Annotated in this window: 28 protein-coding genes; 17 read left to right on the top strand and 11 right to left on the bottom strand. The window is 69.5% G+C overall.

Going from position 1 to position 24,320, the window contains the following annotated elements; all coding sequences use genetic code 11:
• A partial coding sequence (locus tag NITAL_RS28250) for a prealbumin-like fold domain-containing protein (protein WP_052668433.1) occupies positions 1–408 on the bottom strand: 408 nt, incomplete at its 3' end.
• A 329-nt stretch (positions 409–737) separates the two neighbouring features.
• On the opposite strand from NITAL_RS28250, the gene NITAL_RS21855 reads away from it, so the two are divergent.
• Positions 738–1,058, top strand: coding sequence for a GYD domain-containing protein (locus tag NITAL_RS21855; RefSeq protein WP_052668431.1), 321 nt, complete (start codon positions 738–740; stop codon positions 1,056–1,058).
• An 84-nt stretch (positions 1,059–1,142) separates the two neighbouring features.
• Here NITAL_RS21855 and NITAL_RS27570 read toward each other — a convergent pair whose 3' ends face one another.
• Entirely contained in the window at positions 1,143–1,310 is a 168-nt protein-coding gene (locus NITAL_RS27570) for an SDR family oxidoreductase (RefSeq protein ID WP_211262592.1), read from the bottom strand.
• 57 nt (positions 1,311–1,367) lie between these two features.
• Here NITAL_RS27570 and NITAL_RS27565 point away from each other — a divergent pair, with 57 nt between their 5' ends.
• On the top strand, positions 1,368–1,553 hold the full coding sequence (locus tag NITAL_RS27565) for a hypothetical protein (RefSeq protein WP_157042022.1): 186 nt from the start codon (positions 1,368–1,370) through the stop codon (positions 1,551–1,553).
• Positions 1,554–1,707: 154 nt separating this feature from the next.
• On the opposite strand, the gene NITAL_RS21845 is transcribed toward NITAL_RS27565, so the two are convergent.
• A complete protein-coding gene (locus NITAL_RS21845; RefSeq protein ID WP_211262591.1) occupies positions 1,708–2,481 on the bottom strand; it encodes an AraC family transcriptional regulator in 774 nt (257 codons plus the stop codon).
• A gap of 103 nt (positions 2,482–2,584) precedes the next feature.
• Between NITAL_RS21845 and NITAL_RS21840 the strand changes: the two genes are divergently transcribed.
• On the top strand, positions 2,585–2,908 hold the full coding sequence (locus tag NITAL_RS21840) for a hypothetical protein (RefSeq protein ID WP_157042021.1): 324 nt from the start codon (positions 2,585–2,587) through the stop codon (positions 2,906–2,908).
• Positions 2,909–3,025: 117 nt separating this feature from the next.
• On the opposite strand, the gene NITAL_RS21835 is transcribed toward NITAL_RS21840, so the two are convergent.
• The gene (locus tag NITAL_RS21835) at positions 3,026–3,982 is read right to left on the bottom strand and encodes a proline dehydrogenase family protein (RefSeq protein ID WP_211262590.1); all 957 of its coding nucleotides are present in this window, start codon (positions 3,980–3,982) and stop codon (positions 3,026–3,028) included.
• Between the two features lie 123 nt (positions 3,983–4,105).
• On the opposite strand from NITAL_RS21835, the gene NITAL_RS21830 reads away from it, so the two are divergent.
• The 3 genes from NITAL_RS21830 (at position 4,106) to NITAL_RS21820 (ending at position 6,164) form a co-directional block, all read left to right on the top strand.
• The gene (locus NITAL_RS21830) at positions 4,106–4,474 is read left to right on the top strand and encodes a TetR-type transcription factor C-terminal domain-containing protein (protein ID WP_052668428.1); all 369 of its coding nucleotides are present in this window, start codon (positions 4,106–4,108) and stop codon (positions 4,472–4,474) included.
• Positions 4,475–4,803: 329 nt separating this feature from the next.
• The gene (locus tag NITAL_RS28680) at positions 4,804–5,010 is read left to right on the top strand and encodes a type II toxin-antitoxin system Y4mF family antitoxin (RefSeq protein WP_052668427.1); all 207 of its coding nucleotides are present in this window, start codon (positions 4,804–4,806) and stop codon (positions 5,008–5,010) included.
• Positions 5,007–6,164 (top strand): type II toxin-antitoxin system HipA family toxin, encoded by a 1,158-nt coding sequence (locus NITAL_RS21820; RefSeq protein ID WP_052668426.1) that lies wholly within the window; start codon positions 5,007–5,009, stop codon positions 6,162–6,164. Before NITAL_RS28680 ends, NITAL_RS21820 begins: the two co-directional genes overlap by 4 nt.
• Before the next feature lie 704 nt (positions 6,165–6,868).
• On the opposite strand, the gene NITAL_RS21815 is transcribed toward NITAL_RS21820, so the two are convergent.
• A complete protein-coding gene (locus NITAL_RS21815; protein WP_052668425.1) occupies positions 6,869–7,411 on the bottom strand; it encodes a hypothetical protein in 543 nt (180 codons plus the stop codon).
• Between the two features lie 201 nt (positions 7,412–7,612).
• Between NITAL_RS21815 and NITAL_RS21810 the strand changes: the two genes are divergently transcribed.
• The 6 genes from NITAL_RS21810 to NITAL_RS21785 all read left to right on the top strand — a co-directional run bounded on the left by NITAL_RS21810 (position 7,613) and on the right by NITAL_RS21785 (position 12,578).
• Positions 7,613–8,896 carry an ISL3 family transposase gene (locus NITAL_RS21810; RefSeq protein WP_052668424.1) on the top strand — a complete coding sequence of 428 codons (1,284 nt, stop codon included), beginning with the start codon at positions 7,613–7,615 and terminating at the stop codon, positions 8,894–8,896.
• 105 nt (positions 8,897–9,001) lie between these two features.
• Positions 9,002–10,513, top strand: a complete 1,512-nt coding sequence (locus NITAL_RS21805; protein WP_052668423.1) for a hypothetical protein — start codon at positions 9,002–9,004, stop codon at positions 10,511–10,513.
• 17 nt (positions 10,514–10,530) lie between these two features.
• A complete protein-coding gene (locus NITAL_RS21800; RefSeq protein WP_052668422.1) occupies positions 10,531–11,112 on the top strand; it encodes a hypothetical protein in 582 nt (193 codons plus the stop codon).
• Positions 11,113–11,313: 201 nt separating this feature from the next.
• The gene (locus NITAL_RS21795; RefSeq protein WP_052668421.1) at positions 11,314–11,601 is read left to right on the top strand and encodes a transposase; all 288 of its coding nucleotides are present in this window, start codon (positions 11,314–11,316) and stop codon (positions 11,599–11,601) included.
• Positions 11,598–12,002 (top strand): IS3 family transposase, encoded by a 405-nt coding sequence (locus NITAL_RS21790; RefSeq protein ID WP_052668420.1) that lies wholly within the window; start codon positions 11,598–11,600, stop codon positions 12,000–12,002. The genes NITAL_RS21795 and NITAL_RS21790 overlap by 4 nt, the downstream gene beginning before the upstream one ends.
• Positions 12,003–12,281: 279 nt before the next feature.
• Entirely contained in the window at positions 12,282–12,578 is a 297-nt protein-coding gene (locus NITAL_RS21785; protein WP_211262589.1) for a hypothetical protein, read from the top strand.
• Positions 12,579–13,209: 631 nt separating this feature from the next.
• Here NITAL_RS21785 and NITAL_RS21780 read toward each other — a convergent pair.
• Positions 13,210–14,061: a GNAT family N-acetyltransferase gene (locus NITAL_RS21780; RefSeq protein ID WP_052668418.1), complete on the bottom strand. Its 852-nt coding sequence runs from the start codon at positions 14,059–14,061 to the stop codon at positions 13,210–13,212.
• Positions 14,062–14,164: 103 nt separating this feature from the next.
• On the bottom strand, positions 14,165–14,740 hold the full coding sequence (locus NITAL_RS21775; RefSeq protein ID WP_052668417.1) for a winged helix-turn-helix transcriptional regulator: 576 nt from the start codon (positions 14,738–14,740) through the stop codon (positions 14,165–14,167).
• 68 nt (positions 14,741–14,808) lie between these two features.
• Here NITAL_RS21775 and NITAL_RS21770 point away from each other — a divergent pair, with 68 nt between their 5' ends.
• From NITAL_RS21770 to NITAL_RS21760, 3 genes are all read left to right on the top strand, one after another.
• A complete protein-coding gene (locus NITAL_RS21770) occupies positions 14,809–15,657 on the top strand; it encodes an alpha/beta fold hydrolase (RefSeq protein ID WP_052668416.1) in 849 nt (282 codons plus the stop codon).
• Between the two features lie 10 nt (positions 15,658–15,667).
• Positions 15,668–16,003: a hypothetical protein gene (locus tag NITAL_RS21765; RefSeq protein ID WP_052668415.1), complete on the top strand. Its 336-nt coding sequence runs from the start codon at positions 15,668–15,670 to the stop codon at positions 16,001–16,003.
• A gap of 184 nt (positions 16,004–16,187) precedes the next feature.
• Entirely contained in the window at positions 16,188–16,520 is a 333-nt protein-coding gene (locus tag NITAL_RS21760; protein ID WP_052668414.1) for a hypothetical protein, read from the top strand.
• An 87-nt stretch (positions 16,521–16,607) separates the two neighbouring features.
• Here NITAL_RS21760 and NITAL_RS21755 read toward each other — a convergent pair whose 3' ends face one another.
• Positions 16,608–17,813, bottom strand: a complete 1,206-nt coding sequence (locus tag NITAL_RS21755; protein ID WP_052668413.1) for a HAMP domain-containing sensor histidine kinase — start codon at positions 17,811–17,813, stop codon at positions 16,608–16,610.
• A complete protein-coding gene (locus NITAL_RS21750; RefSeq protein WP_211262588.1) occupies positions 17,810–18,532 on the bottom strand; it encodes a response regulator transcription factor in 723 nt (240 codons plus the stop codon). The genes NITAL_RS21755 and NITAL_RS21750 overlap by 4 nt, the downstream gene beginning before the upstream one ends.
• Before the next feature lie 221 nt (positions 18,533–18,753).
• Here NITAL_RS21750 and NITAL_RS21745 point away from each other — a divergent pair, with 221 nt between their 5' ends.
• Positions 18,754–20,322 (top strand): molybdopterin-dependent oxidoreductase, encoded by a 1,569-nt coding sequence (locus NITAL_RS21745; protein ID WP_211262587.1) that lies wholly within the window; start codon positions 18,754–18,756, stop codon positions 20,320–20,322.
• A 73-nt stretch (positions 20,323–20,395) separates the two neighbouring features.
• Positions 20,396–21,064, top strand: coding sequence for a DM13 domain-containing protein (locus NITAL_RS21740; protein ID WP_052668411.1), 669 nt, complete (start codon positions 20,396–20,398; stop codon positions 21,062–21,064).
• A 321-nt stretch (positions 21,065–21,385) separates the two neighbouring features.
• On the opposite strand, the gene NITAL_RS21735 is transcribed toward NITAL_RS21740, so the two are convergent.
• Positions 21,386–22,414 carry an RNA polymerase subunit sigma-70 gene (locus NITAL_RS21735; protein ID WP_052669937.1) on the bottom strand — a complete coding sequence of 343 codons (1,029 nt, stop codon included), beginning with the start codon at positions 22,412–22,414 and terminating at the stop codon, positions 21,386–21,388.
• A 90-nt stretch (positions 22,415–22,504) separates the two neighbouring features.
• Complete coding sequence (gene ggt, locus NITAL_RS21730; RefSeq protein WP_052668410.1) at positions 22,505–24,277, bottom strand: gamma-glutamyltransferase; 1,773 nt, start codon at positions 24,275–24,277, stop codon at positions 22,505–22,507.
• Positions 24,278–24,320: the final 43 nt, after the last annotated feature.

The raw sequence follows: 24,320 nt of genomic DNA, 5'->3' as shown, positions 1-24,320 counted from the left end.
GCCCGGGTCGACCGCGTAGGTCTTCTCGACCAGGATCGAGTGGCGTAGCGTGTTGGTGAACGTGCACGTCACGCCGGTCGACACGCCGACCGAGACGGTCACCGCATCGTCCGCGAGGTTCCCGGTCGTGCCGTCGTCACACACGATGCTGGTGAGGTCCCACCCGTCAGGGATGTCGACCTCGGTGATCGTGTAGTCGCCGATCAGCAGATCCGAGAACGTCGTGCTGGCTGGGTTGCCCTCGCCCTCGTCGTGGTCGGCGGCGTTGAGCTCGAACTCCCCCGTCCCGTCGATGCCCGGTCCGGTGATCGTGAAGTCGAAGTCCTGGTCCTCGCCCGCGGGATCGGTCTCCTTGACGATCGTCAGTCCACCGCAGATCTCGAGCTCACCGGTCGTGTCGTCGAACAACGTGGCCGTGAGCGACTGCGACGAGCGGGTGTTGGCCAGGAACTGGGTGAAGCACTCGTCCGCGGGCTCCGTGCCCAGCAGCTGGGTGATGTTGACCGCGCCCTCGAAGAAGGTGTTGACCGCGAGCGGTTCGTCGTTGCCCCTGCGGTCGGGGCTGAACCACGGCGTCTCGACGACGGCCTCGCTGTTCGCGATCGCGCAGGCGGTGTCGGAGCCGAGTTCACCACCGGAGCAGGTGGAGCGCCGCCACGACGATGCCCCGTGGACAGCACCACAGCGGGAGCGGATGATGCCAGCATGTCCAGGCTGAGTCCGGGAGGGTTGCTGCCATGGCGAAGTTCCTGTTCAAGGTGAGCTACACCGCGCAAGGGCTGCAGGGCGTGTTGAAGGAAGGTGGCAACGCCCGCAAGGCGGCCGCAGAGGAGACCATCGGGAGCGTCGGCGGCACGGTGGAGAGCTTCCACTTCGCGTTCGGCGACACCGACGTGTTCATCATCGCGGACATGCCCGATGCCGCCGCTGCCGCGTCGGTAGCGCTGAACGTGAGCGCGACCGGCGCCGCGGCCGTTGAGACGGTGGCGCTCCTCGACCCCGACGAGGTCGACGCAGCCACGGGCGCCGACGTGAGCTACCGGCCACCGGGCGCGTGACGAGCTGGGCACGGTGCTCGATCGGAGCCGGTGCTCGCGATGGGTCCCTCGGCTCCAGCCGTGCTTGGTCGCGTCGGCGATCCCCTAGTGGGACACGTGGGCGGTGAAGCCGCCGTCGACGGCGATCTCGGCTCCGTTGACGTACGCCGACTCCTCGGAGATCAGGTACACGATGAGGGGCGCGATGTCGTCCGGTACCCCGATGCGCCCTTGTCCTAGGGCGGGGCCCTCATCACCGGAGCCGGGGTCCACCCGCTCGTCCGTGAGGTCGTGTACATCGCGGGGGACCAACTGGACGAGGCGGAGTCCGTGAGCCGCAGGCGCGTCGGGGAGGACCCCCCCGACACCCGACTCGCCGAGGCACTGATCGTCGAGCGCGACACGGGCGAGGTGGGCCTCGACCCCGTGCTCGGTCCACGGCTCCTGTACGGCGACGCGTCGCCCGATGTGTCGCGGTCGGGGGTGGTTCGAGCGCCGAGGTGGCTGCGACAGTGAGAGCGGCCCCCGGGGGCGTCGTCACGGGTCCGGAGGTGCTCGACGCAGGCCCCGAGATCACCTTCACCTCCACTGCCGTCGAACGGGTCGACGACACCCACGACCGGCTCACCGGCGAACTCGCCCTGCGCGGGGTCCGACGCAGCTGTGCGCCTCAGCGTGCAGGGCCGTCGGCCGATACGACGTCGAGCCATCGGGACGGGGTGAACCCGAACGCACGCTTGAACTGGCGGGTGAGGTGGCTCTGGTCGGCGAAACCTGCACGAGCGGCAGCCTCCGCCAGCGGGACGCCAGTCACGATGTCCTTGCGAGCGAGATCCAACCGCCGAAGCGTGCGGTACCGGTCCGGGCTGGTACCGAACGCTCGCCGGAAGTGTCGTGCCAGCGTGTACCGGTCACAACTGGTGATCGTCTCGAGTGTCGACGCCGGCGTCTGTTCGCGAGCGTGAGCGCGCAGGCACTCACGGGCGAGCTGAACGGCTCGAAGATCGATCGCCCCTTCCTCGCGCGCCTCCGATCGGGTTCCCATCATCGTGAGCGTGTCGGCGACGAGGGCGGCGATGTCTGCTTCGGCGAGATCGCTGATGGGGTCATCCATCGTCGCGAGGAGCGGCAGCAGATGGCTCGTCAGGGGACGCTGCGGTTGGACCGGGTCGGCGACGAACGGCAGTGCCCTGCGTCCGAGCGCGTCACGGAGCAGCTCCGGCGCCACGTACAGGATCCGGTAGCCGAAGCCTTCGTCGGAACCCGCGGCACCGTCGTGCAGCTCATCCGGATGCAGGACGTGGAGTTGCCCCGGTAGACAGGCGTGCAGGTCACCGCGGTAGCGGAACTGCTGCACCCCACCGGTCGTGACACCGATGGCGTACGTGTCGTGGCGATGCGGGGCGAACGAACAACTCGTGAGGTGCACCTCCGCGCGCTGCAACCGAGCGGTACCGGCACCGAAACGGATCGAGTCGCCACCTCTGTGGCTCGGGGCAGTCCCCCGAGGAGGTCGGAAGCTGTCCAGATCGAGGAGTGGTTCGCGCATGTCCCCAGCCATGGCCGAACAAGACGGGGACACCCCTGCGCCGTCGATGGCCGGAGGACTGTTCCTCGGTGTCGCCAACCCGAAGGCTTGGGTCGCGATCGCTGCGGTGTTCGCCAGCGCCCAGCTCGCCGACTCACCACAGGCCGACGCGGCTCTCAAGCTCGTCGTCCTGACCGGCATGATCGCGATGATCCACGTTGCCTGGTTGATGGCCGGCGCATCCATCGCTCCGCTGTTGCGCAACCCTCGACGAGCCAGGACGATCAACGCCGGCATGGCTGTCGCCCTGCTAGCGGCAACGATGCTCGCCTTCTTGACATGACCGGATCGCTGGCCCCGCGCATCGCACCGAGGTTCGGGTCGAGATGACGCTCATGACCCTGCTCACCAACGCGGGCAACCTGCGCCGGATCCAGGCGTACCGGCCAACGACCCCGCATCACGCGTCGGCAGCGTCGACGAGTGCGTCGAAGAGCCGTGTGGGTTCCTCGGCGATGCGGTTGCAGACGTACAGCCACCACTCCGTGCCGTACACGATGTACTCCTGCGTCGGGTGTCCCAGGTCGCGCATCTCATCGAGTCGCCCCGAATCGAGCCCCGCGAGCATCTCCACAACGTACGGCCGTTCGTGTGCGTCCTGCTGCTGGACGTACTCATGCAGGTGCGCCAACCGGTCTGCGTCGTGCGTCGCGATCGAGCACGCGTGTCCGCTGTCGAGCAGCTGGTCGACGTACCGGTCGAACCGGGTCGTCAGCTCGGGATCCTCTCGGGCCAATGCGATATCGGCCGGGGTGTCGTAGGCACCCTTGACCAGCCGGATCCGTCCGGGGCACTGCAGGACGCCCGCCAGGTCATCCTCGGTCCGGTGCAACCGTGCCGCCAGGGTCACGCCCACGTGATCGAAGCGCTCACAGAGCCAACGGTGATCCTCCAGGATCTGATCGACCCGGTCGTGGCCCTCCATCGAGATCAGCAGCTCCATGCCACCGGCCGCCGTCGCTTCGGCGATGCGCGCGACGTTGGCGCGACCGAGCTCACGATCGAGGACGCTGCCCAGGTGTGACAGATCGAGCGACACCGATCCGCCGAGCTGACCATCGCGCAGCGACGTGACCAGGTCGAGGAACTCGTCGGTCGCCGCATCGACCACCGCCCGCGTCCGAGCGCTCTCCCCCATGAAGTCGACCGTCACACGGTGGCCAGCTGCGCTGACCTGACGGGCCCGATCGAGGGCATCTTCGCGTCGGTCCCCGGCGACGTACCGCCGAGCGACCCTCGCAGCTAGGCGCCGCAGATCGGGATCCTTCGCGACGCGCGCCTTCAGCCCTTCATCCAGCGCCACTTTGCGTAGGACGTGCGCTGCTGCCGTCATGTTCGACCCGGGTTCCGTTCCCACATCGGCCTCCTTCGGGATGGCTGGCATGGTCAGTGCGACTTGCGTAGTACCAACCGGTCGGTATGTCACCGCATGGCAGGATCCGATGCCGCCGAATCGGCTGAACACCACGCCAGGCGCCGCATGCCCAAGAACGCGAAACCGGACGCACGTGGCGCCCTGCGCTCAGCCGCGCTTGAACTGTTCCACCGACAGGGCTACCCCACGACCTCCGTCCGCGTCTTCTACCGGGAACGCCGGTTCCTGTCGCCGGAGACCTTCGAGGCCATCAGGGAGAAGCGCGACCGGTTCGAGCGTCTGGTCACCGAGACGATCGAGCGCGGCATGAGCGAAGGATCGCTGGTCGCGGTCGAGTCGCCTCGCCTGATCGCGTTCGCCATCATGGGTATGTGCGCGTGGGCCCACGAGTGGTTCAACCCGCACGGGGACTTCACGGCTGACGCCGTCGCGTCGATGTACGCCGACCTCGTGCTCGCGGGCTTGCGTCCCTGACGCACGACCGCCTCGCGAACGGCTGGGCCCCCGCCGGGCCCGGGACGAGCCGACTGCCGGCGCCGAAGGCGAGCCCACGCCGCGGAACCCGGATCACCTGAACCCGTGGTAGCGGGTGGCGCTCACGGACTTCCGCCACGCGGCCACAACAGGTGCGTCCTGCTCGGCCAGGCACAATCGGCGCGTTCGTTCCGATGGGCCACGCTCCCGGTGTTCGAAGGGCGTTCCATGACCCGCTTTCGGCGCGTTCATTCCGAAACCATTGCGCAGGGCGGGTTCGTCCGGCACCATCGCTCTACATCGGAACGAACGATCCGAGGAGCGCGGCGGTGGGTACGACGGTGCAGGAACTCGGGGCGGCAGTGCGGCACGCCCGCAAACAGCAGGGTCTGGACCAACTGCTGCTGGCCGATCTCGCGGGTGTGTCCGACCGGTTCCTGCGCGACCTCGAACACGGCAAACCCACGGTCCGTCTCAAGGAGGTCCTTCGGGTGCTCGACGCGCTTGGGCTGACGCTGCAGGTCCGGCCACGATGAACGCCGCCGACGTCTACGCGGCCGGTCATCTCGTCGGGCACGTCACCCGGCAACCCGACGCGACCAAGTTCGCCTACATCGCGGGCTACGACGGGCCCGCATTGGTCCCGCACTTGCCGGTCGGCATCACAACATGGCCGGCTGGGGCTCTCCCTCCGCTTCTGTCGAACCTGCTCCCCGAGGGACGCCGACTCGAAGCGCTGCGGCAGCAGGTCAAGACGTCCCTGGACAACGAGGTTGCGCTGCTCCTGGCGATCGGCAACGACCTGGTCGGCGACCTCCAGTTCGTGCCCGCCGGCTCCCTCCCGGCAGCGTCGTCGGCCACACAGGTCGATCTTTCCCACTTCGACGCGGTCGTGTTCGCAAAGCTCCGAGGTATGCCGGTGTCGGGCGTGCCTGGCGTCCAGGACAAGGTCAAGCTCTCAGGGCGGATCTCACTCCCGGTCCGAGACAGCACCCTGTCCACCCATCTGCTGAAGTTCGGCCAGAAGGGGCTCCCCAGGCTGGTTCCCAACGAACGCGCGTGCCTCCAGGCGCTCGCACGCGCTCGACTCGAGGTCACCCAGGCCGAGGTGGTGATCGACATGACTGGCGAGCAGGCCCTGCTCGTGACACGGTTCGACCGGCACGCCACGGGCGGCACCGTCAGGGCCCTGCGGCAACTCGACGGTTGCCAGGCAGCGGGTCGCTACCCAGCCGACAAGTACGACCTCGACACCGTTGAAGTCGTAGGCGCACTGGCGGGCTTGTGCGCGAACCCCAAGGTGGCGGCGTTGCGCCTACTCGAACAGGTTGCCGCGTCCTACCTGATCGGGAACGGCGACCTTCACGCCAAGAACCTGTCGGTGTTCGACCGCGGCGAGGGTCTGGAGCCGACACCGGTGTACGACGTGACGTTCACGCACCCGTACGGCGACACCGACACCATGGCTCTGCCGGTCTGCGGTGAATCGAGGGTCGCCAAGATCGGGAGAGCAGCGTTCGCCGAAGCGGCGGAGCACTGCGGCGTCCGAGCAGCAGCGTTGGAGCGTGTCATCGACCGGCTTCTGGCGCGCACGAAAGACCTTCCCGAGCAGCTGTCGTCCGAGTGGCCGCGGGCCAGTGCCAAGTTCCAGCGGGTCTTGGAGCAGCGCCGCCATCGGTTGTCGCCGTGAGCGGGGTCTGCCCAGACTTCGGTGGACGGCGGTTGTGCGGGTCAAGGTCGCGAAAGCCCGTTCGAAATACGCCGAGACAGCACGAAACCCCAGGAGAACCTGGGGTTTCGTGGGGCGCTTCTCGCTGCAAAGTAGCGGGGGGACTTCGTGAGGCTTCGGTCTCCCAGCTTCCGAGTTGCGCATCCGCGCAGGTCAGCGCCGGTTGCCGGGGCTGCTGCCCCCATCCCGGGCGCTGCGACGTGACGCCGGTCTGCGAGGAACGGTGCGAGGAACGACGTGCCCACGAGGCTTCCCTCCGGTCGGTTCGGAGCGTACGCCGCCAGGGGGACGTCCTGCGTTCGGGCGCCGCTGGAGCATCGGTGCCAGAACTGCACTTCGAGGGACGCCTCCAGCGCGTCACGGCCAGCGTCGTCCTCGAGGCGGATCGCCAACCCGCTGGTCATGGTGACCGGCGCGAGCGGACCGAGCCGCTGGCCGAGTTCGACGTTCGCGTCGGTTCCGGCGAAGGTCCCCCACCAGGTCGTCCCCGCGCTGTCGGTCACGAGCTGGGTGGCGTCGCCAGAGTCGAGCCATCGGAACCGGTCACGCAGTTCTTCGGTGGCGGCGACGGCGCGTTCGGCCGGAGCCTGGTGCGCTCCCTGAGGTCCGCCGGTCACTCGACCGGCATCCACGTCAGGAGACACCCCTTTGCAGGGCGGAACCCGCTACAGCCTGGGTGCCGACAGCGAGAAGCAGATGATCAGCTGCGCATCAGCGGCGACCTGCGCGGCGGCTTCGAGCTCCTCGAACAGTCCGATGATCGCCTCGTCGTAGCCGTCTTCGTCGCCAGCACGTGATGCAGCCACGACGTCATCGAGCGCAGCGAGGGCCCGGTCTCCGGCGGCGGCCACGGGGACGAAGTGGTCGTCACGTTCCGCAGCCTGGTTGACCAAGGCGACCATCTCGGCGCTGACCTCACGCTGTTCGGCCCACATGTCCGCGAACTCGACGGCGGGAGCGTCGAGGTCCTCTGGCGGTTCGATCTGGTCGGACTTCTTGGCGTTCTGGTCACAGGCCCAGTCGAGCTGGGCGGCGAGCCGGTCGGTCTCTGGCGGCAGACCGGTGTCCAGCAGATCCTCCAGGCTGCGGCCGGCCTCGTCGGTCTGGTCGACCTGGTCGGCCAGCGACGGTGGCGCTTCGGGCTGCTCGGTGGCGCACCCGGCCGTGAACACCGCTGCTGCCGCTACGAGCGCGACGATGCGTCGCATGTGCTTCTCCCCGTCCGGTACGAGCCGGAAGCGTACGGGCCTTCGGGGCACCGGTGCACGGTCGTCCACAGGCGCGCGCCGGGCGCGTCTATCCGGCTCTTGGGTTGTTTCCGTGGGTCGCTGATGGGGTTCTGACGTGAAACGCCGCCTCCTACCTACGTTTCCGGCTGTCTAGGACGGTCACGTAGGAGGAGGCGGCGCGTGCACAGGGTATGGCGACGGTTGCTGGAGCTGGATGAGCTCACGGTGCTCGAATCGGTCGAGTTCGACCCGGACGCCCAGATGGTGATCGCGTCGGTGCGTCCCAAGGCTCGGGCCAAGCGCCGTTGCGGTCGGTGTGGCCGCCGCTCGCCGGGCTATGACCACGGTGAGGGACGCCGTCGGTGGCGTGGGCTCGACCTGGGCACGGTCAGGTTGGTGCTCGAGGCCGAGGCACCGCGAGTGACCTGCCGTGACCACGGGGTGGTGGTCGCCAAGGTGCCCTGGGCCCGGCACGGTGCCCGCCAGACCCGCGCGTTCGAGGACACCGTGGCGTGGCTGGCGACCAACTGCTCCAAGGTCGCGGTCACCCAGCTGACCCGGATCAGCTGGCGCACGGTCGGGTCGATCGTGACCCGTGTGGTGGCAGAGGTCGACGCCCACACCGACCGGCTCGATGGGCTGACCCGGATCGGCATCGACGAGATCTCCTACCGCAAGGGACAGAAGTACCTCACCGTCGTGGTCGATCACGACACCGGCCGGCTGGTGTGGGCCGAACCCGGCCGGGACCGGGCCACCCTGCGCAGGTTCTTCGACCTGCTCGGAACCGACCGCAGCGCACGGTTGACCCACATCTCGGGCGATGGCGCCGAATGGATCGCCACCGTGGTCGCCGAACGCGCCCCCCACGCGGTGCTGTGCGCCGATCCGTTCCATGTCGTGGCGTGGGCCACCCAGTGCCTGGATGAGGTCCGCCGCGAGGTCTGGAACGAGGCCCGCCGCCAGGCCGGCGGGATGGTCGCCTGGGGCAGCCACAGCGGGCTTCGCTACAACCTCTCACGCGGCGACGCCCGCAAGATCCAGCACTCCCGCTGGGCGCTGTGGAAGAACCCCGAGGACCTCACCGCCCACCAACGCGCCAAGCTCGACTGGGTCGCGAGGACCAGCCCGAAGCTGCACCGCGCCTACCTGCTCAAAGAGGGGCTGCGGTTCGCGTTCAAGATCAAGGGCGAGGCCGGCAAGCAGGCCCTCGATCGCTGGCTCGCATGGGCGCAACGCTGCCGACTGCCCGCCTTCGTCGCCCTCGGCCGCAAGATCAAACGTCACCTGCCCGCCATCCACGCCACCCTCGAGCACGGCCTGTCCAACGGGCTCATCGAATCGGTCAACACCCGCATCCGCCTGATCACACGCATCGCCTTCGGGTTCAAACACCCCCAAGCACTGATCGCCCTCGCGATGCTCTCCCTCGGCGGCTACCGACCCGCCCTCCCCGGACGATGACCCACGGAAACAGCAGAAGAGTCGTCTATCCACAGGCTGCTGCCGAACGGACTAGCTCGGTCGGACGGTGCGGTCTAGGTTCCCTCGCGTTCACGGGGGAACGTCATGACACGACAGCTTCGTGCCCGTTGGCACGACCAGCGGGCCGCCGCGTCCGCGGAGTACATCGCGGTCCTAGTCCTGGTCGCATCGCTGATCGCGAGCGTCACGTCGTTGACGCCGCTGTTGGCCGAGCAGCTGCGCAGCGAAGCGGACCGAGCGTTCTGTCAGATCGCGGTCACCACCAGCGGACCTGACGCGGTCGACGGCGGCTGCGAGACCGTCCTGGCCGGCGCCGAGGGGCCGACCAGTTCGAGGACCGCCCTCGACGGCGACCCTGACGGCGACTTCGGCGATGGCCTCGAAGACGGGCAGGCAGGCGTGCCGGGAGAGCACGGGGCCGACGGCGACGATGAGATGGTGCCGTTCTGGCTGCGAGATGACCGGCCGCTCGCGGGCGCCTCCCCGGCCGGTGACGAGCGCAGCACCGCCCGACGGCTCGGTGAGGGAATCGGCGGGTTCCTCAGCCAGGTCGGCGGGGTGGCGTCAGGAGCGGCCCGGCAGGTCGGCCAGATCGCCGGCGGCATGGTCGAAGGAGGCCGGTGGGTCACTGACTCGTTCCTGGTCCCCAAGCACGACACCTGGGTCGACAACCTCGAGATGGGACGCGCGGTCCGTGACAACCCTCGCGGGGCGCTGCGATCCATCTGGGACGGGATGACCGAACCGATCCGGTCCGACTGGAACGACGGCCACTACGGCTCCGCGGTCGGACGCGCGGGCGTGGAGGTCGGCTCGGTCTTCGTGGGCGGCGGAGCGGTCCGTGCGGGGCTGCAGCGGCTACGCAACCTGGACCGCGCGGCCGACACGCTGCGGGCCGCCGACCGGGCCGCCGATGCGCGCCACAGCGTGAACGCCGGTCGGGCCAGGCACGCACTGCTGGTTCGTCAGCTGCCGCCGGGCACCTCGTTGCACACGATGCGCAGAGCGATCGTCGACGCGCTACCGGCACGTGAGGACCTGGCGGCGGGCCTCCGCCGAACGCTCGCGGACGAACGCGGGTCAGCAGCGCTCGGCGGAAGAGGGAGCGGCCCGACCGTCAGCGAGTCGGTCGAGCGGTTCCTGACCGACGTGCGGGCAGGCAACGCCTTCAACGCCAAGCAGGCGAACGCCTACCCGTACCGGGAGGTCACCGTCGAGTCGGTGAGGCGCGGTCGTGACGGTCTGCCGCGCCGCAGCGCCGACGGCACCATCCAAACTCGCCGGACCCGGGTCGACAGTCTCGACCAGAACCGCGAGATCGTCGAACGCAAGTACACCCAGCTCCACCGGGTCCGTGAAGAGACCGCAGCGCGGTACATCCGTGAGACCGCCACCAAGTACCCGGAGGGTGCCATCATCCGAGGTGGCAACGGCCGCAACGCCCCACTGAACGGGCAGGAGCTGGCAGGTCAGCACGTGCTCGTGGTCCCAGCACAGAGTGGACCGCTTCCCCAGAAGGCTCGGAAAGCCGCATCCGACTACGACGTCATCATCCGCGATGTAGACGGCACCATCTTGTTCGACCCCACGCGATGACCGCGACCGGAGCTGATGTGACCGACAACGTGCAGGTGACCGTCGCCCGCTACGGCCGCCGGTTCAACACCACCAGGATGGAAGTGCACGACATCCGACGTGAGGCCAAGGTCCGCGAGCTCGATGCGGGCGGCGGGGAGTACTGGGCGGAGGTGCACCGCTCCGACGTCCCGACGCCGATCGGGGTGTTCGTCGACGGAGGCATGGGTGTGGTCCGGGTGAAGTTCTGCCGGCCGGAAGGTGACCTCGACCACGAGCTCATCTACGCACGGTGCGACAACGACCCGTCCAGGATGCGACTCAAGACGGTGACGATCTGGCGGGGTGGGATGCACCGCGGCGACCGCGCCGACTCGTGGGTGGCGAACTTCGACGACGGGAAGGGCTGGCGCCAGATCAACGACGACTACGGCGGGTACCGCGCCGAACCGGTCGACGGGCTCGATCCCCACGCGTTCGACGAGGACTGGCCAAAGGTCGGCGAGTACGCGGCCATCACCCGGCCCGGCCGGCCGCTGTGGAGCTTCGGCGAGCCACCGTTCGAACAGGTCGTCGCCGAGTCCGGCAGCGTGCTCCTCTCACCGGACCAGGCAGCGTAGGCCCACGGAAGAGGTGTGGTCGTGCGGGTGGCAACGCTCCGGTGAGGTGGTTGGCAGGCCGAACCGGAGCGGTTGGCAACGAGAACTGGAGTGGCTGGCAACGCTCCAGAAGTGACCCAGCACCACGCGGAGTGAGCCTCCCCCGGGACAGCGGACACCTACGGTGAGGCGACGAGGGTCGCCTCTGGAGGAGTCCGACACATGCCTCGACCACATCCCCCGGAGTTCCGACAGCGGGCCGTCGAGCTCGCTCGGCTGCGTGAGAAGCCGGTCGCACAGATCGCCGAGGACCTCGGCATCTCCGACAGCTGCCTGCGCAACTGGATAGCCCAGGCCGGCATCGACGAGGGCGCCACACCCGGCGTTACACGCGCGGAGAAGGCCGAGCTCGTGGAGCTACGCCGCGAGTTGCGCGTGGCCAAGATGGAGAACGAGATCCTCAAGCGCGCCGCGGCGTACTTCGCCCGGGAGAACGTGCTCCCAAAATGATCTACACCTTCATCTCGAACCGGTGCGGCGACCTTCCGACCTCGGTGGTCTGCCGCACGATGGGGGTGTCCACGTCGGGCTTCTACGCCTGGCGTATCGAGCCGGTCTCGGCCCGCGACTTGGCCGATGCGACGCTCACCAACACCATCTTCGACATCCACGCCGCGTCGTGTCACAGCTACGGCGCCCCACGGGTGTGGTCCGAGCTGCGGCTCGGTGACCGCCAGCTGCGCTGCTCCCGCAAGCGCGTGGAGCGGTTGATGCGTCAGGCCAACATCCGCGGGATCTACCGCCGCCGCGGCCGCGGCTGCACCGTTCGGGACCCCGCCGGGGTGCCGTCAGCCGACCTGGTCAACCGCCAGTTCGTTGCCGATGCGCCCGACCGGCACGGGCTGCCTTGATCTGCCGGAGGCCACGAGCGCTCAGAGTGCGAACGCGACGTCCATGGGTGCTGCGCACGCCGCGAACATGATCGATCCCGCATGTCGGTAGCGGCAGGAAGTCGAGCATGTCACCGTCGGCCAGGTCGAACCGGGGCGGGCACGCTTCAGTTGCTCGGCTCGTGGCCGATAGAGGTGTTGGGGGCGTTTGCCCCGACCAAGCGCGATATCGGGGAGATTATGGCAGCTGGACAGCCGTACGTGCAGACCATGACCCGTGGGGGGAATCCCGACGAAGTCATGCAACAGTTCATCGGCGCAGCAGCTGGCGCTGTAGGGTATACCGTGAACATGGGTGGCAACTACACACTCATACTGACGCGGAAGTACACCCCGCAATGGGCGATGGTGGTCGCCGTCGTCGGGCTGCTGTTCTTCCTGATTGGGCTGCTCGCCCTACTCGTGAAAGAGACTGAGACATTGACGGTGACAGTGGCGCCTTCCGATGGGCGCACCAGGATCAATATCACGGGCCAGGGCACCCCGGAGCTGATCTCGCGCCTCGAAGGCGTCGTCGTAAGCCTACCGGCCGCTTGAGGGCGGTGGGCGCTAGACCTCGTTCCACCGGAGGTACTCGTCCATTCTGCAGCCGATTCACGGCTTGCGGCCACAAGGGTGGCCCGCTGTTCGAGCTGCGTTGGCTGCTGGGCGTCGCGCAGGTACGACTTGACGACCAAGTGGTCGCCACGACCCTCGACCGGCTGCGCGAGGCTGGACGATCGAGGCCACGGCCGATGACCCGCCAGCCCGCCTCATCTTCTCGGCGCGGCACCACTCCGAGCTGTTCACGATCGACACCGGCATCCGGCGCAATCCCACAGCTTCACCGTCGGTGGCATGCAGCAGGATGAAACGAAGGCCGCGATCCTCCCGATCCAGGGCGATCAACTCCGCAGTACCCATCACCGCGTCGTCGGGGTGCGCCACGGGGGGAACACCACCTGTCGACCTTGCTCCAATCTTCCACCCCTGCGAGCACGAGTTCAGCCGAAGCATTCCGGGGATGACCGAGTAGGTCAGTCGCCCCGGGCCCAGGCCGAGCAAGGGCCGCAACCCTCCAACGACCTCTGGCAGCTATGTGCTGTACGGCCACACAGCAGCCAGCCCGCAATCACGGTCTCGATCGGGTCCTGCTGCCGCACCGCTCCACGAGGCAGCGGAGCTTCGTTCACGTCGTCGGTGTGTCACGCGCGGCGGGCCCGCCGTCGTGCCGTGGTGGCAGGGATGGTGGGGCGGTGTAGCTACGGAGCACGGCGGCGGGTTCGAAGCCGAACTTGGCGTAGAGGTGCTTCGGGGTGTCGTCGGTCTCGGCGCCGATGACGATCGCACCGGCGCCCCGACGTCGACTGCGGTGGACGGCATGTCGGAGCAGTTCCGTGGCGACCCCGGTTCCACGCGCTTCGGGCCGGACGAACAGGTCCTCGACGAGGCCCACGCCTTCCTCGCTGACCCAGATCGCGAGGCAGCCGGTGACGCGCTCGCCTCGGTGGGCGAGCAGGTACTCCACGTCGGGCCCCAGGCTGCGTCGCAGCGCCACGGCAGCCTGGGTCGAGGATGCTGGTCGCGGGGGGTCACCGCGGCGGGCGTCCTCCTCGAGGTGATCGGCACGGAACAGGTCGGTGATCGCCTGCCAGTCCGCGTCTCGGGTCGCAGGTCGAACGGGCGAGGTGGGCGCGTCGATCGGGGTCGTGGACGACAGCACGAGCTGGAGCTGGCACTCCAGCTGCCAGTCGTCGACAACGAGCGTGGCCTCCAGGGCTGGAGGCGTTGCCGTCTCGATCAGGATGCGGCGGCGAGCCGCGGTGCACGGCGTGCGGTCGGCCCCGATTAGCTCGTGGAGGGCCGCACGAGGGTCGCCCCGGACACGATGCACGAAGTTGCCCAGTGGATGATCCGGAGCCGTCGGGTGGCTCACCTCCTGGAAGTGGCGGCGCTGAACGGTTCGCCCGCCAAGTGACCAGAATCCCACGACCGTGCGCTCGAAACGGGCGGCGAGCGTCCGTGCGTCGAGCGATGCCATCGGTGCTCCACTCGTGCTGTTGGTCGGCGCACGGCACGTTAGGTGCGCTCGTTGTCCTCGGTGGCTCCGCGCGCAGAGCACGGCTGACGATGGACTGGAGATCTCACAGCGCCCGGAGGAAGTCGTCGAACGACCGGCTCATGAAGGCCGCCCCCAGGACTTGGGGCATGGTGGCCCGGTGGTCGATGTCACCGTGGTGGTCACCGTCGGGCAGCAGGTTCACTGCAACCCCGTCCCCTGTCGAGGTGATCCGAAGGGTGACATCGTCGACCTGGACGGTCCTGGCACCTGGCTGGTCGGGCTGGGCCTGCTCCAGGAGGGCAGGGACCGCGATGGTGAGCCACCGTGGGTCGGCATGGTCGTCGCCGGGGCCACTGATCATCAGGGGTGCGCTCCAGCGCACGAAGGCCTCGACGGGCTCGCGGAGCCCCTCGCCGAACTCGGTCAGCTCGTAGATCGGGCGGGTGGCCTCGGTACTGCGCGTGATGATCCCGAGTTCCGCCAGGCGGGCGAGCCGTTCGGTGAGCAGGTTCGTCGCGATGCCGGGAAGCCCGTGCTGCAGGTCCCTGAACCGCGCTGGCCCCATGAGGAGTTCGCGCACGATCAGCAGGGTCCACCGGTCGCCCACCACGTCGAGCGCCCGTGCGAGACCGCAGAACTGGCCGTAGTCCTTCGCCATCCCGAACCCGATCGCCCACGAGAGCTCGTCGCTTGATAATCTAAAGTGTACCGGGAGAAGGGGGTCGGATGGTCAGGCTGGGGTCCAACGAGGTCCACTACGTCGACGCGGGCCGAGGACCCACGCTCCTGATGCTGCACGGCAACCCGACCTCGTCCGTCGTGTGGCAGCAGGTGATCGACCGGCTCTCGCCCTCGTTCCGTTGCATCGCTCCTGACTACCCGGGGTTCGGCAGGTCGGTCGCGGGCGACGGGTACGGCTTCTCACCGCAGGAACATGCTGAGGTCGTCGCCCAACTCATCGAGCACCTCGACCTGCGCGACTACACCCTCGTGATGCAGGACTGGGGTGGGCCCATCGGCATCGCCGCCGCCTCCCGCGACCCGTCGCGTGTGTCCGGGCTCGTCATCGCCAACACGTGGGCCTGGCCCCTGAACGGCATCCCCAAGGTCGAGGTCATGTCTCGGCTGCTGGGCGGCCCGCTCGGACGGTTCGCCATCAGACGGTTCAACCTGTTCGTCAACGCGACGCTTCCGATGGGCCACCGTCTCCGCGAGCTCTCAGCGGCCGAGATGGAGCAGTACCGCGCGGCGTTCCCCACGCCGGCGGCGCGAGTGCCCACGGCTGTCTTGCCTCGTGCTCTCACCAAGGAACGCGAGTTCCTCGCGCACTGCGAGGCCAGCATCAGCCACTTCTCCGACCTCGCGGCCCTCATCGTCTGGGCAGATCGCGACATCGCGTTCGGTCGCAAGGAGCTCGAACGCTGGCAGCGGCTGTTGCCCCACAGCACCACGGTCCCGATCGCTGGCGCCGGTCACTTCCTCCAGTCCGACGCCCCCGATGCCGTCGCTGAAGCCATCGCCGCCTGGGCCGGCGTCCAAGCAGCCGACGGACCGGGCGTCGGAGAACCGAGATGACAGCACCACGATGACCGAAGATCGATGGCAGCCCGAGGTCGCCGAACGTATGACCCAGATCGGCGCGCATCTCGGAGCGCGGCCGGGCCACATGTTCGGACACCCAGCCTTGTACGCGGGTCGTCGCCTGGCCGTCTGCGCCTACGGCTCCGGACTCGGTTTGAAGCTGCCCGCGGCGCGAGTCCGCGAGCTGATCGACACCGACCGAGCCGTGCACTTCGAGCCCTACGGCAAGACACGCATGCACGAATGGGCCCACGTACCCGCCGCCACCCGCGACCACGTCGACGAACTGACCAACCTCATCACCGAGGCGATCGAGTTCGCCCACGCGGCAGGCAGCTGATTTCATTCATCGTGGTAGGTCTCTGGCGATGAAGGGGCTTGGGGCCCGGGATGCCTGCTCCGGTCGTGTGCATGCGGCCCTCGGGGCCGAGCGGATGGGTCGACCTCGGGGTGAGTGCTGGTCGGCCGATGGCGTGCAGGGTGCTTCCGGTCGGGCATCATCGTTGTCGCACATCGGGCGGACGATGGCCTGGGTAGCCGGCGAGATCCTGATCGCACGACAACCGATCATGACACCCGACCTCGGGACGGTGGGGTGGGAGCTGCTCGACCTGCCCCCCGAGGGGCTCGTGCTGGAGGTGCTCGAGGACGTCACCGACCCCGAACGGCTGCGGCCGGTGCTCGAGCGCAGGAGTTGTGGACAAGCCCGCATCTCGACTCCTTGCTCTACAGTCCTAGCGGCTGAAGGGGATGAGGTGTCGAAGGGGACCGAGCGCTTCTTGCTCGTCGCGGTCATCATCCTGCTCCTCGAGCGGGTTCTGTTCTACGTCATGACGGTGCCAGCTCTGGCCTACTGAAACTGGTCACGAGGGACCGGCATGCTCCATCGCCCGAGGTCACGGGTACCCGTCCGTGCACTGCCAGCACCGGATCCCGCGGGGGGGCTACGGCGAGGAGGAAGCCGAGGGGGTGGGTACCTGGAAGGCGACCGTGGCTCCGGGTCCTGGCTCGATCCAGATGGTGCCTCCGTGGGCCTCGATCAGCTCGCGGGCGATCGCCAGTCCGAGGCCGGCCCCGCCGCCGTGGCGCTCGCGGGCTTCGTCTGCTCGTGAGAACCGATCGAAGGCGCGTTCGACGAACTCCGTGGGGAAACCCGGCCCATCGTCGTGGACACGCACCTCGCCGGTCTCGCCGTCGGTGGTGAGCTCGAGCGTGATCCTGCTGTGGGGCGGAGCGTGCCGCATCGCGTTGTCGAGCAGGTTGCGAAGGACCCGGTCGAGCGCCCTGGCGTCGCCGTGCACCGGCACGGAGCCGTTCGCCTCGAGGTCGATCACGACGTGCTGCCGAGCGGCGACGGGGGTCAGCGCCTCGGCCGCACCGTCGGCGAGCTCGGCCAGGTCCAACGGGATGTGCTCGAGCCGCACCTCCCCGGCCTCGAGCCCGGTCAGCACGAGGAGGTCGTCGACCATGCCGCGCAGCAGCTTCAGGTCGGTGGCCATGGCCCGCAGGTAGCGGTCCGGGTCGGCCGCCACGCCGTCCTGCAACGCCTCGACGGCCGCTTGGAGGGTCGCGAGCGGCGTCCGGAGATCGTGGCTGACGGCAGCCAGCAACCGGTGACGCGCCGCCTCATCGCGCTGGCGCTGACGTTCGAACGCAGCCAGCTGGTCGACCATCCGATCGACGGAGCGGGCGAGCTCCCCGACCTCGTCCGACCGATCGATCCCGGTGCGGACCGCCAGCTCGCCGTCAGCGACACGACGGGCGGTGCGTGCCAGCTGCCTGAGGTCGGCGGTGAGCGGCCCCGTGACCCCGATCGCGACGAGCAACCCGAGCCCGGTGCCGAGGGTGAGCGCGGCCAGCACGACCCGGGTGTCGGCGGGGGTCAGCACCATCGTGCCGGCGGCGGCCAGCACCACACCGCTGGCGACCGCGACGGCGGCCACCGCGACGGCGAGGATCGTCCACCGCAGCGACGACAGTCGCCGGTGGATGCGCGTCAGCCACCAGCCCACCGATCCGGCCGCGACCGCGGCAGCGGCGAAGGTGCCGTACAGCGTGAGACGGTCATCGGCTGAAGGTCGCATCGCGGCCTCGCTGACGACCAGCGCGACCACCACGACGGCGATGCACAGGGCGAGGACGGATCTCATGGTTCGAAGCGATAGCCGACACCCCGGACGGTGATGAGCCACCGCGGTTGACCGGGGTCCGGCTCGATCTTGTGACGCAGGTGCCCGACATGCACGGTGACGGTGGCGGGGTCCTGCCACTCCGGGGAGGAGTCCCACACGCGCTCCAGGAGTTGCGCCCGGCTGAACACCTGTCGTGGCGAGCGTGCGAGGAACAGCAGGAGGTCGAACTCACGTCTGGTCAGCTCCACGGATACCCCGTCGACGCGCACCTCCCGGGTGCGCTCGCCGATCTCGAGGGGGTCGAAGCGCAGCGTCTGCCCGGCGGTCGTGGGCGGGGAGGCGACGCGGCGAAGCACCGAGGTGACACGGCGGGTCAGCTCCCGCGGGGAGAAGGGTTTGACCACGTAGTCGTCGGCGCCGAGGTCGAACCCGAGCACCCGGTCGCCTTCCTCGCCGCGGGCGGTGAGGACGATCACCGGCGTGTCGCTGGTACGACGCATCTCGCGCAGCACGCTGAGCCCGTCCACGGCGGGGAGCATGAGGTCGAGCACGACCAGATCGAACCGGCCCTCGTCGAACTGCGCGAGCGCGGTCTCGCCGTCGGCGACCGCGACGACCTCGTGACCGTCCTGTTCGAGGTAGCGGGCCACGACCTCCCGGACCATCGGCTCGTCGTCGACGAGCAACACCCGCGCCGGGGCTTCGGCGTGGTGCAGTGACCCGATCGGTGTCTTCACGCCGTGATCCTAGGGAACCTCGTCGCTTCCGGCCTGCTCCGGCCACGCCCTCCGGGTGGCGGGCGAGTATCGAGCCACAGCCGCCGACGTCGCGTCGACTTTCTCGGAACTTGTGCAGAGCTTGACCGCCGGTTGCTCCTGAGGCGGCTCACTGGTCCGTACCGATGCTGCGGCGTCGGACCGACGTGCGACGTGGATGGTGGGCCCTCCCATTGAGCGACTTGACCGGACCTCGCGGGACCCGGTTGGCGGCACCGACCGCTGGCCTGCTGGCCGTGGCCGTTGCGCTCGCCACGGCGGAACTCGTGGCGGGGATCCTGCCCGGTGGGCAGTCACCCCTCGCGGTGGTCGCGGACCGGATCATCGTCCTGATGCCAGCCGTGGTCGTGGGGCTCGCCCTCGATCTTCTCGGCACGGCCAACCGACCGGTCCTGCTCCTCAGCATGTTGGGGGTGTCCGCGGCTGTCGGTGCGTCGATCGGCCGCTGGGCGGCCCGGTGGCGCTGGGCAGCGCCGCTCGGGTTCCTCCCCTTCGTGTTGCTCGGCACCGCCGCCGGGATCGCCGACCCGCTGCTGCCGACGGCGACCGCAGTCACCGCCCCACCGGTCGGGGCGCTCGCCGGCCTGATGGTCCTGTGGCGGTTCCCTGGCACCGCCGCGGCGGGAGGCGGCGACCCCTCCGAGCCTGGTGAGGAGGTGGCGCTCCCCGACCCCACCGCGCCGCCAGGGCCCACGCGTCGGGACGTGCTGGTGTGGGCCGGCCCAGCGGCCGGTGCCGCCGTCGTGTTCGCGGTGACCGGCCGGACCCTGCAGATGCGAGCAGCTCACGGCAGCCTGCCCGACGAGTTCGCCCTGCCGGCGCCGGCAGATCCCTTGCCACCCCCGCCCGCGACGACGTCGCTGGACGTGGAGGGGATCTCGCCGCTGCTCACCTCGAACGACGACTTCTTCCGCATCGACACCGCCTTCCGCGTGCCCCGGATCGACCCCGACGCCCACGTGGTCCGGATCACGGGCCTGGTCGACCAGCCCTACTCGCTGTCCTACGACCAGCTGCTCGAGATGGCCGACACCGAAGCCGACGTCACCCTGACGTGCGTCTCCAACGAGGTCGGTGGCGGGCTGATCGGGAACGCCCGCTGGCACGGTGTCCCCCTCGAGCGGGTGCTCGAGCGCGCCGGCGTCCGAGCCGGCGCAACGCAGGTGGTGGGCCGTGCCGTCGACGGCTGGACCGCCGGCTTCCCGCTCGAGGTGCTCGACGGGCGTCCCGCCCTGATCGCGGTGGGGATGAACGGCGAGTCGTTGCCGGTCGAGCACGGCTTCCCGGTCCGGCTCGTGATCGCCGGCCTGTACGGCTACGTGTCGGACACCAAGTGGCTCGCCGAGATCGAGCTCACGACCTTCGACGCCTACGACGCCTACTGGGTGCGGCGCGGCTGGGCGCGTGAAGGTCCGATCAAGACCCAGTCCCGCATCGACGTACCCCGGCACGGCGCGAGCCTCGCCGCGGGGCCGGTCGCCGTCGCTGGCGTCGCCTGGGCCGGCGATCGCGGCATCGAACGGGTCGAGGTATCCGTCGACGATCGTGCCTGGGAGCAGGCCGAGCTCGCCGACGAACTCGCGCCGACCACCTGGCGCCAGTGGCGTCTCCGGTGGGACGCCGAACCTGGCGAGCACACGCTGCGGGTGCGCGCGACCGACGGGACCGGCGAGACCCAGACCGACCAGGTGAGGCCGCCAGCTCCGGATGGCGCGACCGGCCACCACACGATCCGCATCAGCGTCGCCTGAGTTGGTCGCCGCTGGAGCGCGGCGACCAACGCAGGCGGACACCACCACACCGCAGGAACCCGAGGAGCCCACGATGTCCGCGACCAGTCAGACCCGGCCGAGCCTGTGGAGCCGCGTGCGTGCCCATCCGCGTCGACTCGTCGTCGGTGGGGTCGTGCTCGTCGGTGCTGTCGCCTTCGTGCTGTGGTGGTTCCAACCCCAGGCGCTGCTCTTCGACCGGGTCGTGGACGAGGAGTTCCCCGCGGTCGCCACGGAACCCTCGCCCGAGCCGTCCCCGGCCGAGGCCGAAGCGGGGGAGGCAGGCGACATGGGCGAGGCTGACGATCCGCCACCGAGCCTCGAGGAGGAGGGTGCAGCGGAGGACACCGTGGCGGCCGAGGAACCCACCGCCCCTCGGATGCTGTCGTCGGGCAGGTTCGAGTCTCGCAACCGGTACACCGTGACCGGAGAGGCGACCGTCCACGAACTCGAGGACGGCAGCCGGACCCTGCGGCTCGAGCCGTTCGAGTCGACCAACGGTCCCGACCTGTACGTCTACCTCACCACCGCTGACCACGCCGATGACGACGCCGCGTTGGCGGCCGACTTCGTCGACCTCGGCGACCTGCGCGGGAACATCGGCAACCAGAACTACCCGATCCCCGACGGCGTCGACCTCGACGTCTACGACACCGTCGTCATCTGGTGCGAGCGGTTCACCGTCGCCTTCGGCGCCGCCGATCTGACGCCGCGAGCCGAGTAGCTGTCGCCGACGCGCGGCATGACGTAGAACTCCAGCGAACGGAGCACGAGGAGGCCGCCAACGCCCGTGGCGACGAGACACAGGCTTGCCGCGAGGATCATGGGATGTGATCGTTCGGGCCGCGACCACGCCAGACGAGCGGCCACGCCCGATCCGGCCACTCCCACACCGGTCAGTGCCGCTCCGACGAGGAAGCGCATCGGCTGACCGACTCCCCACCCTCTGAAGCTGCGTACGGCGTCCGCGAAGGCGAACACGAAGAACAGCACTCGCGGATCAGCTACCGCGGCCCTGGAGTGATGGTGACCGACGCGAGGGTGGTCACCCGCTCCCTTCCTCGTCGAGGGTCCCGGGCAGGTCGAACGGTTCCAGCTCGTCGCCGCCGAACGCGATGATGTCCGAGATGAGGCCGTCGCGGATGGTCAGCACGTCGACGGCGAACAGCCGGAAGTGGCTGTCGCCGGGCCCGCGTACGTAGTTGGCCACGGCGGGCTGGAGGTTCGCGCTCGTGGCGAGGGTGCGCAGCTCACCGAACTCCGGTGACCCGAGCCCGCCGTCGACCCAGGCCTGGACGCAGGTGTCGCGGCCGACCCAGACGCCCGGCTGCGGGGGCATCGCGAACCGCAGCTCCTCGTGGAACAACGCCTTGAGGGCGTCGATGTCGGTGCGATCGGTCGCCGCCATGTACCGCTGGACGAGGTCCCGTTCCTGCCCGCTGGGCTCGGTCGTCGGCGTCCAGTCCGTCCTGTCGCCGGGCAGGTGCGTGCGCATCGTCACGCGTGCACGTTGCAGGGCGCTGTTGGCGGACGCGACGGAGGTCTCGAGCAGGGACGCTGCGTCCTTGGCCGGCCAGCCGAGCACGTCGCGGAGGATCAGGACGGCGCGCTGCCGGGGTGGCAGGTGCTGCACGGCGACCAGGAAGGCGAGCTCGATCGTCTCCCGGGTCACGATCGCGGCACCTGGTTCCTGCTGCCCCGGTGACCCCACGAGGAACCGGTCGGGAGCGGGCTGCAGCCACGGGACCTCGCCCTGGCTCGCCTCGTCGGCCAGGGGCAGGTGGGTGCGCTCGGGGCGACGGTCGAGGAAGTCCAGGCACGCGTTGGTCGCGATCCGGTAGAGCCACGCCCGCAGCGGGGCGCGGCCCTCGAAGGTCTCGCGGCGGCGCCAGGCCCGCAGGAACGTCTCCTGGACGAGGTCCTGGGCGTCCTCGTAGGACGCCAGCATTCGGTAGCAGTGCACGTGCAGCTCGCGCCGGTGGGGCTCGACGAGCTGGGCGAACGCGCCGGCGTCCTCGGTGCGCATCGTGGCGATGACGGCGTCGTGTGTCGGTGCGACGGACGCTTCGGACATCACGGGACGGGGGCTCATGGGGCGGCCTCTGGTCGGTTACAACCTACGACGGTGGCCGCGCCTGATGTTCATCGGTCCGCGCCCTGGCGGTCAGCTCCGCCGGTCGGGGCGCAGCACCGCGGCGTGACCACCGCCGCGCCGCTCGGGCTCGGCGGCACCCAGCATGCGACCGTCACCGAGCAGCTCGATGCCGGTCGCCGCGCCGATCTGAGCGACGTCGCTGAAGGCGTGGCCGAGCGCCTGGAGGGGTTCCCCGAAGGTGCTGCGGTAGGCCGGTTCGGCCGGCACGACCGGGATGTTCAGCGGAGCGGCCCGCGGCGCGGCGATGGCGTCGGGCAGCGAGGCATCTCGACCGAGCCGGTGGGTCAGGATGCCGGCGACCGTCGTGATGATCGTCGCGCCGCCCGGCGAGCCGACCGCCACGATCGGTTCGCCGTCCTCCAGGACGATGGTGGGGCTCATGCTGCTCCGCGGACGCTTGCCGGGTGCCGCCAGGTTCGGGCTGTCACCGTCGCGGTTGAAGTCGGTGAGCTCGTTGTTGAGGATGAAGCCACGACCGGGCACGGTCAGCGCGCTGCCACCGGTCTGCTCGATGGTGAAGGTGTAGGACACCACGTTCCCGGCGGCGTCCGCGGTCACGAGGTGGGTGGTCGAACCCGACGCACCGGACGTCGCCCCGGCGGCGGGGGTGCACGGCCCGTCGTCGTGGGGGCAGGGGTCGCCGGGTGCCACCGGCTTGTCCGCGGCCCGCAGAGGATCGACCAGGCTCCACCGCTCACCCGCGAACGCCTCCGAGAGCAGGCCGGTCTGCGGGACGTCGACGAAGCGGTCATCGGCGACGTACGCGTTGCGGTCGGCGAACGCCAGCGCGGACGCTTCGAGGAAGCGGTGCTCGAACTCGACCGGGCTGAGCGACGCGAGGTCGTCCTCGTGCTCGAGGATGTTCAGGATCTCGCCGACTGCGATCCCGCCGCTGGAGGGCGGGGGCATGCCGGCGATCTCGTAGCCGAGGAAGGTGCTGGTGGTGGCCTCGGGGCGGCGCACCTCGTAGCTCGCGAGGTCGTCGGTGGTCAGGAGGCCGGGCTGCCAGGAGTCGGCGGCGCCGGCGGTCGTCTGCGGATCTTGGACCGTGGCGACGATGTCGTCGGCGATCGGTCCGGCGTAGAACGCGTCGACGCCACCCCGCGCGAGCTGCCGGTAGGTGTCGGCGAGGTCGGGGTTGCGCAGGATGCTGCCGACGGCGGGCACCTCGCCGTCGTCGAGGAACAGGTCGGCGGTGGTGGCGACCTGCCGGAACCGGTCGAGGTTGGCGCGGGTCTGGGCGGCGAACGTCTCGTCGACCACGAACCCGCGCTGGGCGAGCGTGATCGCCGGCTGGAGCACCTGCGCGAGGGGCTTGGTCCCGTACGCGTCGAGCGCGGCCTGCCAGGTCGCCACCGTCCCCGGGGTGCCCACCGACAGGCCGCTGTTGACGGCGTCGGTGAAGTCGGCGGTGTTGTCGACGAAGACGTTCTCGTCGAACGCAGGGTCGTGGGGCGCCTCCTCGCGACCGTCGATCACGATCACCTCGTCGAGGTCGGCCACGTAGGCGACCAGGAAGCCGCCCCCGCCGATGCCGCCGGAGTACGGCTCGGTCACCCCGAGGGCCGCCGACGCGGCGACCGCGGCGTCGAAGGCGTTGCCGCCCCGTCGGAGCATGACGAGCCCCGCGTCGGTCGCATCGGGATCGACGGTCACGACGGCACCACCGGTGCCCGTGGCGACGGCGTCCTTGCTCGGTGCCGGTCGGTCGGCGTGCGCTGGGACGGTCGTGACCGCCAGCAGCACCACGCTCGCAGCAGCGGCGTTCCTCAACCTGCTCATCGTGTCCCCCCCGGGTCGGCGGCGAACGCTAGACCCGTCTCGT

The organism is Nitriliruptor alkaliphilus DSM 45188 (genome assembly GCF_000969705.1).
In the GTDB taxonomy this organism is placed as follows: Bacteria; Actinomycetota; Nitriliruptoria; order Nitriliruptorales; family Nitriliruptoraceae; genus Nitriliruptor; species Nitriliruptor alkaliphilus.
This window is presented reverse-complemented; position numbering and strand designations above follow the sequence as displayed.